General features: G+C 44.5%; 15 protein-coding genes. 8 read left to right on the top strand and 7 right to left on the bottom strand.

Annotated features, from left to right (window positions below):
• Genes ACFQ1X_RS06745 through ACFQ1X_RS06730 form a run of 4 tightly spaced genes read right to left on the bottom strand, consistent with a single transcriptional unit; the run spans position 1 to position 3,262 of the window.
• The gene (locus ACFQ1X_RS06745) at positions 1-807 is read right to left on the bottom strand and encodes an ABC transporter permease (RefSeq protein WP_144837691.1); all 807 of its coding nucleotides are present in this window, start codon (positions 805-807) and stop codon (positions 1-3) included.
• On the bottom strand, positions 791-1,609 hold the full coding sequence (locus ACFQ1X_RS06740) for an ABC transporter permease (RefSeq protein ID WP_144837689.1): 819 nt from the start codon (positions 1,607-1,609) through the stop codon (positions 791-793). The genes ACFQ1X_RS06745 and ACFQ1X_RS06740 overlap by 17 nt, the downstream gene beginning before the upstream one ends.
• The gene (locus tag ACFQ1X_RS06735) at positions 1,599-2,705 is read right to left on the bottom strand and encodes an ABC transporter ATP-binding protein (protein ID WP_144837687.1); all 1,107 of its coding nucleotides are present in this window, start codon (positions 2,703-2,705) and stop codon (positions 1,599-1,601) included. The genes ACFQ1X_RS06740 and ACFQ1X_RS06735 overlap by 11 nt, the downstream gene beginning before the upstream one ends.
• 17 nt (positions 2,706-2,722) lie before the next feature.
• Complete coding sequence (locus tag ACFQ1X_RS06730) at positions 2,723-3,262, bottom strand: helix-turn-helix domain-containing protein (RefSeq protein ID WP_144837685.1); 540 nt, start codon at positions 3,260-3,262, stop codon at positions 2,723-2,725.
• 304 nt (positions 3,263-3,566) lie between these two features.
• Between ACFQ1X_RS06730 and ACFQ1X_RS06725 the strand changes: the two genes are divergently transcribed.
• Together ACFQ1X_RS06725 and ACFQ1X_RS06720 are read left to right on the top strand one after the other, a co-directional pair.
• Positions 3,567-3,860: a hypothetical protein gene (locus ACFQ1X_RS06725; protein ID WP_144837683.1), complete on the top strand. Its 294-nt coding sequence runs from the start codon at positions 3,567-3,569 to the stop codon at positions 3,858-3,860.
• Between the two features lie 79 nt (positions 3,861-3,939).
• The gene (locus ACFQ1X_RS06720) at positions 3,940-4,599 is read left to right on the top strand and encodes a potassium channel family protein (protein WP_144837681.1); all 660 of its coding nucleotides are present in this window, start codon (positions 3,940-3,942) and stop codon (positions 4,597-4,599) included.
• Positions 4,600-4,906: 307 nt separating this feature from the next.
• Here ACFQ1X_RS06720 and rnjA read toward each other — a convergent pair whose 3' ends face one another.
• Both rnjA and ACFQ1X_RS06710 read right to left on the bottom strand, forming a co-directional pair.
• Positions 4,907-6,574 (bottom strand): ribonuclease J1, encoded by a 1,668-nt coding sequence (rnjA, locus tag ACFQ1X_RS06715; RefSeq protein ID WP_144837679.1) that lies wholly within the window; start codon positions 6,572-6,574, stop codon positions 4,907-4,909.
• 2 nt (positions 6,575-6,576) lie between these two features.
• Complete coding sequence (locus ACFQ1X_RS06710; protein WP_144837677.1) at positions 6,577-6,789, bottom strand: DNA-dependent RNA polymerase subunit epsilon; 213 nt, start codon at positions 6,787-6,789, stop codon at positions 6,577-6,579.
• Positions 6,790-7,076: 287 nt separating this feature from the next.
• Between ACFQ1X_RS06710 and ACFQ1X_RS06705 the strand changes: the two genes are divergently transcribed.
• Positions 7,077-7,847 carry a Cof-type HAD-IIB family hydrolase gene (locus ACFQ1X_RS06705; protein ID WP_144837675.1) on the top strand — a complete coding sequence of 257 codons (771 nt, stop codon included), beginning with the start codon at positions 7,077-7,079 and terminating at the stop codon, positions 7,845-7,847.
• 48 nt (positions 7,848-7,895) lie between these two features.
• Here the strand turns inward: ACFQ1X_RS06705 and def are convergent, their stop codons facing one another.
• Positions 7,896-8,462 carry a peptide deformylase gene (gene def / locus ACFQ1X_RS06700; protein WP_144837673.1) on the bottom strand — a complete coding sequence of 189 codons (567 nt, stop codon included), beginning with the start codon at positions 8,460-8,462 and terminating at the stop codon, positions 7,896-7,898.
• A gap of 146 nt (positions 8,463-8,608) precedes the next feature.
• Between def and ACFQ1X_RS06695 the strand changes: the two genes are divergently transcribed.
• From ACFQ1X_RS06695 to lpdA, 5 genes are all read left to right on the top strand, one after another.
• Positions 8,609-9,253 (top strand): YkyA family protein, encoded by a 645-nt coding sequence (locus ACFQ1X_RS06695; RefSeq protein ID WP_144837671.1) that lies wholly within the window; start codon positions 8,609-8,611, stop codon positions 9,251-9,253.
• 253 nt (positions 9,254-9,506) lie between these two features.
• Entirely contained in the window at positions 9,507-10,619 is a 1,113-nt protein-coding gene (pdhA, locus tag ACFQ1X_RS06690; RefSeq protein WP_144837669.1) for a pyruvate dehydrogenase (acetyl-transferring) E1 component subunit alpha, read from the top strand.
• 3 nt (positions 10,620-10,622) lie between these two features.
• Entirely contained in the window at positions 10,623-11,600 is a 978-nt protein-coding gene (locus ACFQ1X_RS06685) for an alpha-ketoacid dehydrogenase subunit beta (protein WP_144837667.1), read from the top strand.
• A gap of 27 nt (positions 11,601-11,627) precedes the next feature.
• The gene (locus ACFQ1X_RS06680) at positions 11,628-13,013 is read left to right on the top strand and encodes a dihydrolipoamide acetyltransferase family protein (RefSeq protein WP_144837665.1); all 1,386 of its coding nucleotides are present in this window, start codon (positions 11,628-11,630) and stop codon (positions 13,011-13,013) included.
• A gap of 4 nt (positions 13,014-13,017) precedes the next feature.
• Positions 13,018-14,427, top strand: coding sequence for a dihydrolipoyl dehydrogenase (lpdA, locus tag ACFQ1X_RS06675; RefSeq protein ID WP_144837663.1), 1,410 nt, complete (start codon positions 13,018-13,020; stop codon positions 14,425-14,427).
• Positions 14,428-14,502 lie beyond the last annotated feature (75 nt).

The raw sequence follows: 14,502 nt of genomic DNA, 5'->3' as shown, positions 1-14,502 counted from the left end.
TTAGTTTCCACCTCCTGGCGGCCGCACAGTCAGTCGCGTCCGGTTGTTGAAGAAGTAATAGCCCAGCACCAGACCAAGCGTCACAAGGAAGATCAAAGCGGAAAGGGCATTGATCGTGAGCGTAATGCCGGCACGTGCCATCGAATAGATTTCAACGGATAATGTGGCAAAGCCGTTGCCTGTGACAAAGAAAGTAACGGCAAAATCATCCAGTGAATAAGTCAGTGCCAGGAAGAATCCGGCAAATATACCCGGTTTGATATAAGGAATGATAACGCGTGTCAGGATATCTCTTTTGGATGCACCAAGATCGGTTGCGGCATCGATCAACGAATCGCTCATTTCCATCAGTTTTGGCAGAACCATGATGACGACAATCGGAATGCTGAAAGCGATATGGGAGATCAGCACTGAAGCGAAACCGAGCTTGATGCCGATCATTGTGAACAGGATCAGGAAGGACGCTCCGATGATTACGTCCGGGCTGACAATCAGGATCGTGTTCAAGGACAAAACAGCATTGCGCATTTTACGGTTGCGGATAAATACGATTCCGATTGCACCGAGGACCCCGATTGCTGTCGAGATCAACGCAGACAGTAGAGCGATGATCACCGTGTTCAAGACAATGATGATCAGCCGTGTATCATTGAATACAGCGGCGTAATGCTCGAGCGTAAACCCTTCAAAGCTGGACATCGTACCGCCGCTGTTGAAGGAATAGAAAATCAGATAAAAGATCGGGGCGTAAAGAATGATAAAAACAATGGCCAAATAAATTCGAGCTGTCTTACTTAATTTTTCCATTGATCGTACCTCCTTTTTCACCGGTCGCGATCATGATGATTATCATGAACAGGATCAGGAAAACAGCTATCGTAGAGCCCATGCCCCAGTTTTGGGTCACCAGGAATTGCTGTTCGATTGCTGTGCCAAGTGTGATAACTTTATTCCCCGCGATTAACCTGGTGATGACAAACAGCGACAAGGCAGGGATGAAGACAACCTGGATGCCTGCTTTCACGCCGTTGATCGCCAGTGGAAAAATGACGCGGGTAAAAGTGGTCCAGGAAGATGCGCCGAGATCCCGCGATGCATCGATCAAAGCCGGGTTGATGCGGTCAAGTGAATTGAAGATGGGAAGCACCATGAACGGGATGAAAATATAGACGGAAACAAAAATGAAACTGAAATCCGTGAACAGCAGCTGCAGCCGTTCGGACCCGATGGATGCCAATAAATTATTGGCGGGGCCATACAAGCCGAAAATTCCGATGAATGCATAGGCTTTCAGCAGCAAATTGATCCATGACGGAATGATGATGAGCAGCAGCCACAGATTTTTGTGCTTCGTTTTGGTCAGCCAATAAGCTGTCGGATAAGCCACCAGCAATGAAATCAAAGTGATCAGGAAAGCATACCAGAAAGAACTCAGCGTTAACCGTAAATAAACGGAAGAGAAAAAGTTCTTATAATTATCGAGCGTCAGATTACCGGCGATGTCGAAAAATGAAAAATAGACAACCAGGGCAATTGGCGCAATAACGAACATGACTATCCATAAATAATAGGGAATCAGGTAGAACGGATTGGTTGAATTATTTTTCATATCCTGCTGCTCCATAAGCTTCGAGTCTGGCGTCAAAGGCTTCTTCCGATTCGTTCAGCCGCATCACATGGATTGCTTCAGATTCAAAATCCAAGCCGATTTTTGATCCGACTTCCACTCTTTTCGTCGAATGTACCAGCCATTCATTGCCTACTTCATCAACCGTGGAAATTTCGTAATGGACTCCGCGGAATAATTGGCTGCCCACGGTCACGGTAATTTTTCCGCGGTCCACACGAGTGATGTGAAGGTCTTCCGGACGGATGACGATTTCCACTTTCTCATTTTTTGTGAGACCCTGATCCACACATTCGAATTCCTGATTGGCAAAACGCACGCGGTAGTCATCGATCATCACGGCATCAACGATATTCGATTCACCGATAAAATCGGCCACATAACGGTTGATCGGTTCATCATAGATATCCATTGGAGTTCCACTTTGCTGGATTTCACCAGTCTTCATAACAAAAATTTCATCCGACATGGCCAGCGCTTCTTCCTGGTCATGGGTGACGAAGATGAATGTTTTTCCGAGGCGCTTCTGCAGATCCCTCAATTCGTATTGCATTTCTGTCCGCAATTTCAAATCGAGGGCAGACAAAGGTTCGTCGAGCAGGATGACTTCCGGATCGTTGACGATGGCTCTTGCAATAGCGACCCGCTGGCGTTGTCCGCCTGACATTTCATCGATATTGCGCTTTTCATAACCATGAAGGTTTACAAATTCAAGTGCCTCCGAAACACGCTGCTCAATCTCTGGCTTTTTTAATTTCTTGATGCGCAGTCCGAATGCGACATTTTCAAAAACATTCAGATGCGGGAACAGGGCATAATCCTGGAATACTGTGTTAACCTGACGTTCGTTGGCAGGAAAATCATTGACGATTTCACCTTCTATATAAATGTCGCCTTTTGTGGGCTTGATGAATCCCGCAATCAACCGTAGAATGGTCGTCTTGCCGCACCCTGAAGGGCCGAGCAGCGTATAAAATTTTCCTCGCTGCAATTCGAAACTTACATTATTCAGCACAGTACCTGCACCTTCATAATTTTGTGTTACATTTTCAAATCGGATGATTGAATTTCCGGACATATATATTACCTCCTGTATTAAAGATATGAGTGGGTCGCCGTAATGATCATTTCGCATTTTTCTGGGCCGGCATTATATAATTGATGATGCTGAGAGGCCTCGAAGTAAATGGAATCACCAGCAACGGCAATATATTCTTCATCTCCCAGAACGAGGCGCACCTTACCTTCCAAAACGTAGATGAACGTCTCTGCGCGGGAGGGTTCAAATTTTTTGTATTGTCCGTTTGCAGACAATGTCAGATAGATGGGTTCCATTTCTTTCTTGTAGGAAGTGGGGATAAGCCAATCGACTTCAAAGCCGGCATCATCATCCTTAAAAATACGGTGATCTTTTGAAGAATAAATCACTTTCGCCGTTTCGGCGTCCTCGAAAAAATCCCTGGGTGTCGTACCCAGTACTTCCAGCAAAGTAAAGAAGGTTTCAATGGAAGGGGAATTCATGTCACGTTCAAGCTGTGAGATGAAACCTTTGCTCAAATCAGTGCGTTCTCCCAACTCTTCCTGTGTCAAACCATTCTTCAATCGCAGGCTTTTGATTTTTGAACCGATATCCATGGGCGACCCTCCCTAATTTTTGTATATCCAAAGAGTTTATCACTAGCAAACTTTTGAAATTTAAAGTTTAGTAAAAATATACTTTAAGTTTACAATTAATGCTATGAAAAATGCAATAACAATTACAAAAAATAAAGCTGAAATTTTTTATTTTAATTGGTCCGTATCTATTGCATTCTGCACGCTGTATTTACTATTATAGAGAAAGTGCAAAAAGATATTTTATTATAATGTAACCTACAATATGACAACGATTCATACACAAAGATAAAAAAGCCTTTTTACTAATTTGGGAGTGACCAGAATGAATGACAAAATGAATTTTTTCCTTGACCCGAAACATCGGGCAGTGCAAAAATCAACGATTATGAATTATAAACAAGACCAGCAGGGGCTTTACCTGGTGGCTAACAAAAAAATCATTAATTGGATGGAAGTCCACACGTATTGTCATCATTGCTTATCAGCTTTGACGTTCGACGATGAATTCGATGCAAGCTATTGCGCGAGCTGCAATGAATGGCGCGAGGAAGCTTGCAGCGACATTGACTGCGAATACTGTGAAAACCGACCGACACGACCACTGGACCCCCGCTGATAAGCGGGGTTTTTTTCTTCGCTTCCTGATGAAAAGAATATGGTAGACTAGAGCTGAGGCAAGGATTTGGAGGATGGTTATGAAAAAGGAATTTGTAGTTATAGGACTTGGAAGATTCGGGGGCAGCATTGTCCGTGAACTGATCGAACAGGATGCGGATGTTATGGCAATTGACAAGGATTCGGACAGAGTGGATGAATTCGCCAGCATCGCCACACAGGCAGTAGTTGCCGATACTACTGATGAATCAGTGTTAAAGTCGCTGGGCATCCGTAATTTTGAACATGTCATTGTCGCTATCGGGGAAAATATCCAGGCGAGCATTTTGACAACGCTGATGCTGAAAGAAATCGGTGTCAAGAAAATAACCGTGAAAGCCCAGAATGACTATCATGCGAAAGTGCTGGATAAAATCGGAGCCGATAAAGTCGTCCACCCTGAGCGTGATATGGGCATCCGCATTGCCCACAATATGCTGTCGAACAATGTCTTGGACTATCTCGAACTTTCAGATGAACATTCGATCATGGAAGTGAAGGCCAACGAGAGACTTGCGGGATTCACTCTGATCGGGCTCGATATCCGGGCAAATTATGGTATCAATATCGTGGCCATCAAGCGGGGCAAGGATATCATCGTTTCTCCACAGGCGGATATGGAAATCGAATTGCAGGATATTCTTATCATCATCGGCTCTGATGCGGATATCAACCGCTTTGAGAAGAAGATGCTGAACTAGAGTTTTTTATATTTCAGGCAAGTAAAAAGGAGGTCCCGATTTGGGACCTCCTTTTTATTTTGTTCTTCTGTGTCCAGACTCCAACGGCCAACTCCTCGGACTTAAGCTGTCCTTCCTGTGCGGCAAAGAACGCCACTTCGGAAGTTCATCTTAAGCCTTTCGGAGCTGTGCGGCCGTTTCCGCTTTTCTAGTGTCCAGACTCCGGCGACCCAGCTCTTCGGGTCATAAGTCAGCCCAGCTGCGCGGCCAAGGCCACTTCGCTGTTCTGTCTTATGCCTTTCAGAGCTTAACGGGTGCCGTCGCTTTTCTAGACTTCCATAATAACCGGAAGAACCATTGGACGGCGTTTTGTTTTCTCGTACAGATAAGGTCCGAGGACATCTGAAATATCATTCTTCAGTTCCGGCCAGTCCGTATCTTTGCCGTGGATTTTCTTTTTCAGGTGACGGTTCAGCATTTGTTGTGCTTCGTAGATCATCGTACCGGATTCGCGCATATAAACGAAACCGCGTGAGATGATGTCCGGTCCTGAAACCATTTTGTTATTTTTCATATCAACGCTGACTACCACAATGACCAATCCTTCTTCAGAAAGGACTCTGCGGTCGCGCAAGACGATATTGCCGATATCTCCGATGCCGCTGCCGTCGATGTAGACATCTCCGGAAGGGATTCTGCCAGCAACTGATGCTTCATCAGAACCCAATGCCAACACATCGCCGTTTTCCATAATGAATGTGTTTTCCGGTGGAACATCACAGTCAATAGCAAGTTGGGCATGCTGTTTCTGCATACGGTATTCACCGTGGATAGGCATGAAATATTTCGGTTGGATCAACCGAAGCATTAATTTATTCTCTTCCTGAGAACCGTGTCCTGATGTATGGATATTGTTCAGTGAGCCGTGGATAACATCAGCTCCTGCACGGAACAGCAGGTTAATCGTACGGTTGACACTGTACGTATTCCCCGGAATCGGAGAAGAAGAGAAGACCACTGTGTCATTTGGCTGAATTTGTATTTGACGGTGTGTACCGTTGGCAATGCGCGATAACGCAGCCATCGGTTCGCCCTGAGAACCTGTGCAGAGAATCAGCGCTTCATTTGCTGGGAGGCGATTCAAAGTCTGGGTATCGACAAACGCATCTTCAGGAGCATTGATGTAGCCCAGCTCACGTCCGATTGTCATGGCGTTTTCCATGCTTCGGCCGAAGACAGCAATTTTGCGGCCTTGTGCAACTGCTTCGTCCGTTACTTGCTGCAGACGATATATATTGGATGCGAAGGTAGCGAAAATCAGGCGTCCATCTACTTTGCGCATAATGTCTTTGATCGTATCGCCGACTTTTCGCTCGGACATTGTGAAGTCCGGTATCTCGGCATTTGTGCTGTCGGACAGGAGGCATAGAACACCTTCACTGCCGATTTGTGCCATTTTAAACAAGTTTGCCGGTTCGCCAACAGGAGTGAAATCGAATTTAAAATCACCTGTATGGACGATATTACCCGGTGGTGTTTTGACCACAATGCCGAAAGCATCGGGAATACTGTGGGTGACACTGAAAAAACTGACAGAAGTCTTACGGAACTTGATAACGTCATCTTCACCGATTTCAATCAATTTTGTCTGGCGAAGAAGGCCGTGCTCTTCCAGTTTTTTGCGCAGCAGCCCTAGAGCGAGCTTGCCGGCGTATACGGGAATATTGATTTTCTTTAATAAATAGGCAACACCGCCGATATGATCTTCGTGGCCGTGTGTGATGAAAAGGCCTTTGATCTTATCAGCGTTTTTAACCAAGTATGTGTAATCCGGAATAACGTAATCGATTCCGAGCAAATCGTCTTCCGGAAATTTGATGCCGGCATCAATCAGGATAATTTCATCCTGGAATTGGACCCCGTAAGTGTTTTTGCCGATTTCGCCCAGTCCGCCGAGCGCGAAAACAGCTGCTTGATCGTTTTTAACGAATTTCATATTCAGTCGATGCTCTCAACTTCATAATTTTGGCTGGCCTGTTCATATTCAAGATGGCTGCCTTCTAGCAATTGAACAAGCTCGATGTTGTAATTGCGGTCTTGCAGATGACTTCTGACTTCACGCTCGGATGAAGCTTCTACATATAGGCTCTGTGTGTTTTCGCGAACTGGAACCTCATTGCGGTTTTGCTGGTAATATACTTTAAAAATCATAGTTTGCTCTCCTTTTTCCACGTTCAAGATAAATTCACTTTCTTTATATTATCATGTCACTGTTTTAAAATAAAGAATAGCCCTTCTTATTTTGCGGAGAAGGGCTATAATAGCTATGCGATTTTCTTTTTGTTCATGATGCCGTTAAGCCTTCTGAGTAGTTTTCTTTTCAAACGCTTCAGCATGGCTGCTCACTCCTTATGTAAATAATACTGTATTTTCTGACAAAAGTAAAGAGGCGCAACAGCCGGCAAAGCCGGCCAGCCAAAGGATTGGAGATAGATAGAATGGGAAAATTATTACTGCTGGACATTGATGGGACTTTATTGAATTCACAGAAAGAACTGCCTGCTTCAGCATTTGAAGCGCTGCAGCAGGCAAGGGTCAATGGCCACGAATTGGCGATTGCAACGGGACGGGCACCTTTCATGTTCCCGGATTTACGGAAAAAATTGAATATAGAAACATTCATTTCATTCAACGGTCAGTATATTGTCCGCGATAATGAAGTGATCCATACAGAGGCTCTCGATCCGGAAATGCTGGAGAAGGTGTTTCGGTTCGCGGAAAAAAGAAATCATCCGCTTGTTTTCATGAATGGCAAAAAAATGGTTTCATCCATCGATTACCATCCGGATATCGATGAGAGCCTGAAAAGCCTGAAGTTTCCACATCCCGATACCGAATTGGATTTCCATCTGGATAATGATATTTATCAATCCTTGGTATTTTGTACGAAAGAAGAAGAAGCGCAATATCATGAAAATTTCAAGGACTTCCAATTTGTTCGGTGGCACCGGGTATCGTGCGATATTTTACCGAAAGGCGGATCAAAGGCGAGTGGCATCGAGAAATTGATTGCCAGCACCGGCCATGCTATCGAAAATACGATTGCTTTTGGGGATGGCCTGAACGATTTGCAGATGATGCAGACGGCAGGCTTCAGTGTAGCGATGGACAATGGGCACCGGGATACGAAAAGAGTGGCATCGCATATTACAGCGCATGTCGATGAAGATGGATTGGCAAAAGCGTTTGCACATCTTGGGCTGATTTAAAAGAAAAAAAAGGGGCTGACGGGATTTGCCCGCCAGCCTCTTTATGGATTATTCTGCTATATCCCTGGTGATGGCCACGGCATTTTCAATCTCCGCAAATGGGTTATCGGAATTGATGTGGTCATAGAACATGACACCGTTCAAATGGTCCAACTCGTGCTGAAACGCGATTGCCGGCAGTCCTTTCAGACGCAGCTTGTATTCATTGCCTTCCAGGTCAAAAGCTTTAATGGTTATTCTTGCATAGCGCGGAACATAGCCGGGAATCGATCGATCGACTGACAAACATCCCTCTCCAGAAGCAAGGTACGCTTTTTCGACCGAATGGCTGACAATTTTCGGGTTGATGGCAATGATGCTCAAATCTTCACCGGACTCTTCATCAAAATGAATGGCGAAAATGCGCTTGGGTTCATTAACTTGTGGCGCTGCAATCCCGACTCCCGGACGGAGGTCATATTTCTCGATCATTTCTTCGTCCTGGCTGTTGACTACATACTCCATCAATTCTTCGGCTAATTTCCTGTTTTCCTCAGTTAATGGAAATTCAACCTGCTCTGCTCTCTGGCGAAGTGTCGGGTGACCTTCGCGTATGATATCACTCATTAATATCAATCGACTCAATCCTTTCAATCATGGTGCATCTAACAAACAGTATAACGCAATGCAGCTGAGCTACAAAAGAAAATTTGCTTATATTAGCAGTTGTATTTTTTTGAGCATCATAATATAGTTAAACTATGCAATAAGGAGGGTTTCGATTGAAAAGATACATATTGACAGCAGGAATATCAAGTGCCCTACTTTTAAGCGCATGTTCAGGTCCTTCAACTGAAGAACAATTGGATGCAGTGCTGAAAGATACATTTGATGCAGAAAGTGATTACCGTGACACGCAAAGCCAAATGGAGGAGCTCGAATCCAGTGAACAGGAAAAATTCGAATCCATCATGGCATTGACCCAGGAACAACAGGAAGACGTCAGAACAAATGCTGAAGAAGCGCTTGCTTCTGTTGACGAGCGGCTGGAATTGCTTGAAACCGAAAAAGCTTCGATAGATTCGGCTGAAGAAGTTTTCCAGGAAATCGATACTGTTATCGAAGAAACTGAAGAAGAGGATCTGAAATCTGATCTGACTGCTTTAAAAACTACAATGAATGAACGATTTGATGCACACGAACAATTTGCAGCTGTATATGAAGAATTGGCGGCAGAACAAAAAGAACTTTACGAATTGCTGTTGAATGAAGAAACAGAATTGCAGGTGCTGCAGGAGAAAACAGTTACCGTCAATGACAAGAACCAGGAAGTGCAAAACGCTGTTACAGCTTTTAATGAGCAAACCGAACAGTTCAATGAAATGAAAAACAATCTTATTGAAAAAATGAATGCAGACAACGAATAAGCGGCCAATTGGCCGCTTTTTTCTGTGCTATAAAAGAGGTGAAATTACTGGCTGTTATATAGTACAGAGACCGCCGTGTCTATAATACAGTTTATTGGTTTTCGAATATTCTACGTATTTTAGATGCTTGCTGCATAAAGCTTCTCCATGATTGACCCTTAATATCATGTAACGTATACTGAAGAGGAATGTGCGCTTGTATTACTACCAATTGTTTAGAATCTTAATACAGATAAAAAGGAGAGTTGCTTTTATGGCTGCCAAAAAATCACAGCAGTTCGATCCAGTAAAGACACTGGGCGAAATCGAAGAAAAGTTTGAAATGTTCCAGATTTTAAATGAAGAAGGCGAAATTGTTAACGAAGAGGCAAATCCGGAGTTATCGGATGAGGAACTGCAGGAATTGATGAGAAGAATGGTTTACACCCGTATTCTTGATCAGCGTTCTATTTCACTTAACCGCCAGGGGCGCCTTGGTTTTTACGCGCCGACTGCGGGGCAGGAAGCATCTCAGATTGCATCTCATTTTGCATTGAAAAAAGAAGATTTCATCTTGCCGGGATATCGCGATGTCCCACAATTGATCTGGCACGGCTGGCCTCTTGAACAGGCGTTCCTTTTCTCACGCGGACATTTCATGGGGAACCAGATGCCCGAAGGCTTGAATGTTTTGCCACCGCAAATTATTATCGGTGCTCAGTTTATCCAGGCAACCGGAGTGGCGCTGGGCATGCAGAAACGTAAAAAAGAAGCAGTAGCTATTACTTACACAGGAGAAGGCGGTTCATCACAAGGTGATTTCTATGAAGGAATTAACTTTGCGGGATCTTTCCGTGCACCAGCTATTTTCATCGTTCAAAACAACCAGTATGCAATCTCAACACCTCGTGAAGTTCAGACTGCGGCGAAAACAATTGCTCAAAAAGCAGTAGCAGCCGGCATTCCAGGAATCTTTGTCGATGGCATGGATCCGCTTGCTGTTTACGCTGTGACACGTGATGCACGTGAACGCGCGATAAAAGGCGACGGACCGACTTTGATCGAAACATTCTGCTATCGCTACGGCCCTCATACAATGGCCGGTGATGACCCGACACGCTACCGTACTTCGGATATTGACAGCGAATGGGAAAAGAAAGATCCTCTCGTACGTTTCCGTAAATACCTTGAAGGCAAAGACCTTTGGAGTGAAGAGAAGGAAACAGAAGTGATGGAACAGGCTAAAGAAGAAATTAAAGCCGCGATTAAAAAAGCGGATGGAGCTCCGAAACAAAAAGTAACTGATTTGCTCGGAATCATGTATGAAGAAATGCCATTCAATGTAAAAGAGCAGATGGATATTTATAAAGCAAAGGAGTCGAAGTAAGCCATGGCACAAATGACAATGATCCAAGCGATTACTGACGCTCTGAAAACAGAGCTGAAAAATGATGAAAACGTTCTTGTTTTCGGTGAAGACGTAGGGAATAACGGCGGAGTTTTCCGTGCAACAGAAGGTTTGCAAAAAGAATTTGGTGAAGACCGTGTTTTCGATACACCTTTAGCTGAATCCGGAATTGGCGGACTGGCAATTGGTCTAGCCTTGCAAGGATACCGTCCGGTACCGGAAATCCAGTTTTTCGGATTTGTCTTTGAAGTAATGGATTCAATCAGTGGCCAGATGGCGCGCATGCGTTACCGCAGCGGCGGCAGCCAAAACGCACCTGTAACAATCCGTTCCCCATTCGGCGGCGGCGTCCATACTCCGGAAATGCATGCTGATTCACTTGAAGGGCTGATGGCAGCTTCACCAGGTTTGAAAGTGGTAATTCCATCAAACCCATATGATGCGAAAGGTTTGCTCATTTCAGCAATTCGCGATAACGACCCTGTTATTTTCCTTGAGCACATGAAACTTTACCGTTCTTTCCGTCAGGAAGTGCCGGAAGAGGAATATACGATTCCACTTGGCAAAGCGGATATTAAACGTGAAGGCAAAGACTTGACGATTATCGCCTACGGAGCAATGGTACAGGAAAGTTTGAAAGCTGCAGAAGAACTTGAAAAAGAAGAATACTCAGTAGAAGTCATCGATTTGCGTACTGTCCAGCCGCTTGATATTGAAACAATCGTTGCATCTGTTGAAAAAACCGGCCGTGCAATGGTCGTTCAGGAAGCTCAAAAACAAGCTGGGATTGCTGCGAATATCGTAGCGGAAATTATGGATCGTGCAATTCTAAGCCTTGATGCGCCTGTTCTGCGTGTAACAGCTCCAGATACTGTGTTTGCATTCTCACAGGCAGAGGAAGTTTGGCTTCCCAACGCTAAGGATATAGTAGAAACAGCGAAAAAAGTGCTAACTTTTTAAATAGATAGAGAAGAAAGGGTGAAACTGATGGCTTATGAATTTCGTTTGCCGGATATCGGAGAAGGTATCCATGAAGGTGAAATCGTAAAATGGTTCGTTAAAGCCGGTGACACGATTGAAGAAGATGACGTACTTGTCGAAATTCAAAATGACAAAGCAGTCGTTGAAATTCCTTCACCAGTCTCCGGAACAATTAAAGAAGTGCTGGTGGAAGAAGGCACCGTAGCTGTAGTCGGTGATGTGCTGGTTCGAATCGATTCTCCCGATGAAGACGGAGGAGAAGATGCGGCTCCTGAAGCGAAAGAACAAAAAGAAGAGCCGAAAGAAGCAGAAGAAACAGAAGAGCAAGTGCAGGCTGGCACTGCAGAATCAGGACAGGATGTTGAAAAAGCACCTGCTGAAGAGCAGCATCGCGGTGGTGATACTGGAGCAGGATCCCAACCACAGGCAGAAACAGAAGCTGATCCGAATGCCCGCATCATTGCCATGCCATCTGTCCGCAAATTTGCGCGTGATAAAGATGTAGATATCAAAAAAGTTAGTGGTTCTGGGAACAACGGCCGCATCATGAAAGAAGATATTGAAGCATTCTTGAGCGGCGATCAGAAAGCTGCTGAACCTGTTAAAGAAGAAGTTCCTGCAGAAAGTGCAGAGCAGAAAGAAGAAAAAGCACCTGCAGCGAAAGAAACGGCGTCAGTTCCTGAAGGTGAATTTCCGGAAACACGCGAAAAAATGTCCGGAATACGCAAAGCAATTGCAAAAGCCATGGTCCATTCCAAACATACAGCTCCGCACGTCGCTCTGATGGACGAAGTGGATGTAACGGAATTGGTGGCTCACCGCAAAAAATTCAAAGACATTGCTGCTGAAAAAGAAATCAAATTGACCTACCTTCCGTATGTAGTAAAAGCGCTGGTCAGCACATTGCGCGAATTCCCTGCATTGAATACATCGTTCGACGATGAAACAAGTGAAGTGATCCAGAAGCATTATTTCAATATCGGCATTGCAGCGGATACAGAAAAAGGCCTTATGGTTCCGGTCATAAAAAATGCAGACCGCAAATCGGTATTCGCAATTTCCGATGAAATCAATACACTTGCGACTAAAGCTCGTGACGGCAAATTGACTGCAGCGGAAATGAAAGGTGCATCCTGTTCGATTACGAACATCGGTTCTGCGGGAGGCCAATGGTTCACACCTGTCATCAACCATCCTGAAGTGGCAATTCTTGGAATCGGCCGCATCGCCGAAAAACCTGTGGTTAAAAATGGTGAAATTGTCGCAGCACCTGTGTTAGCATTATCATTGAGCTTCGATCACCGAATGATCGATGGAGCAACAGCGCAACATGCATTAAATCACATCAAGCGTTTGTTGAGTGAACCAGAATTACTATTAATGGAGGCGTAAAATTATGGTAGTAGGAGATTTTCCGATCGAAACAGATACGCTCGTCATCGGCTCAGGCCCTGGCGGATACGTTGCAGCAATCCGTGCAGCGCAAACTGGCCAAAAAGTAACAATCGTTGAAAAGGAATATATTGGTGGCGTTTGCCTGAACGTTGGGTGTATCCCTTCAAAAGCGATGATTTCTGTAGGACATCGTTTTGTGGAAGCTCAACATTCCGACGATATGGGTGTAGTTGCCAAAGAAGTGACGCTTAACTTTGAAAAAGCTCAGGCTTTCAAAGATGGCGTTGTAAAAAAATTGACCGGCGGCGTCGAGTCTTTATTGAAAGGCAATAAAGTTGAAATTGTCCGCGGTGAAGCCTATTTCGTAGATGAAAATACAGTTAAAGTAATGGACGATAAGTCTTCGCAAACGTATAAATTTAAAAATGCAATCATTGCTACAGGATCACGTCCAGTAGAGATTCCAACTTTTAAATTTACAGACCGTGTTATTAACTCTACAGGCGCATTGGCACTTACAGAACTTCCGAAAAAACTTGTCGTTATCGGCGGCGGTTATATTGGTACAGAGCTTGGTACTGCATTTGCGAATATGGGATCTGAAGTGACGATCCTTGAAGGTGCACCTGATATTCTTGCAGGATTTGAGAAACAGATGACTTCGATCGTTAAAAAAGGATTGAAGAAAAAAGGCGTTGAAGTGATCACGAAAGCTTCCGCTAAAGGTGTGGAAGAAACAGATTCAGGCGTTACTGTAACTTATGAGGCAGGCGGAGAAGAGAAAACCGTTGAAGCCGATTATGTATTGGTAACCGTGGGACGTCGTCCAAATACTGATGAAATGGGTCTTGAAGAGTTGAATGTCAAAATGAGCGAGCGCGGACTTATCGAAGTCGACAAACAATGCCGTACGAACATTTCGAATATCTATGCTATCGGTGATGTGGTAGCTGGCCTGCAATTGGCGCACAAAGCGTCTTATGAAGGTAAAGTTGCTGCAGAGGTAATTGCTGGCGAGAAGTCTGAAGTTGATTATATGGCTATTCCGGCTGTCTGCTTTACAGATCCGGAACTTGCAAGCGTCGGTTTGTCCGAGGAACAGGCAAAAGAAGAAGGATTCGAAGCTGCGGCTGCGAAGTTCCCATTTGCTGCAAACGGACGAGCACTGTCCTTAAATGCTACTGAAGGTTTTGTGAAGCTGGTGTCACGTAAATCTGACGGGTTATTGCTTGGAGCTCAAATTGTTGGAGCAGGCGCATCTGATATGATTGCAGAACTCGGATTGGCAATTGAAGCAGGAATGACTGTGGAAGATATCGCCATGACGATCCACGCTCATCCAACTTTGGCTGAGATTTCAATGGAAGCAGCAGAAGTTGCTATGGGAACTCCAATTCACATCGTAAAATAATTTAAATCTGTTACCTATAAAATTTCCCCTCTCTCGGAATTTTCTTTCCGGAAGAGGGTTTTTTTACATATTTGC

The organism is Metaplanococcus flavidus, assembly GCF_042675885.1.
Taxonomy (GTDB): domain Bacteria; phylum Bacillota; class Bacilli; order Bacillales_A; family Planococcaceae; genus Planococcus; species Planococcus flavidus.
Note: the sequence above shows the minus strand (reverse complement) of the source record. Positions and strands in the feature narration are given on the sequence as shown.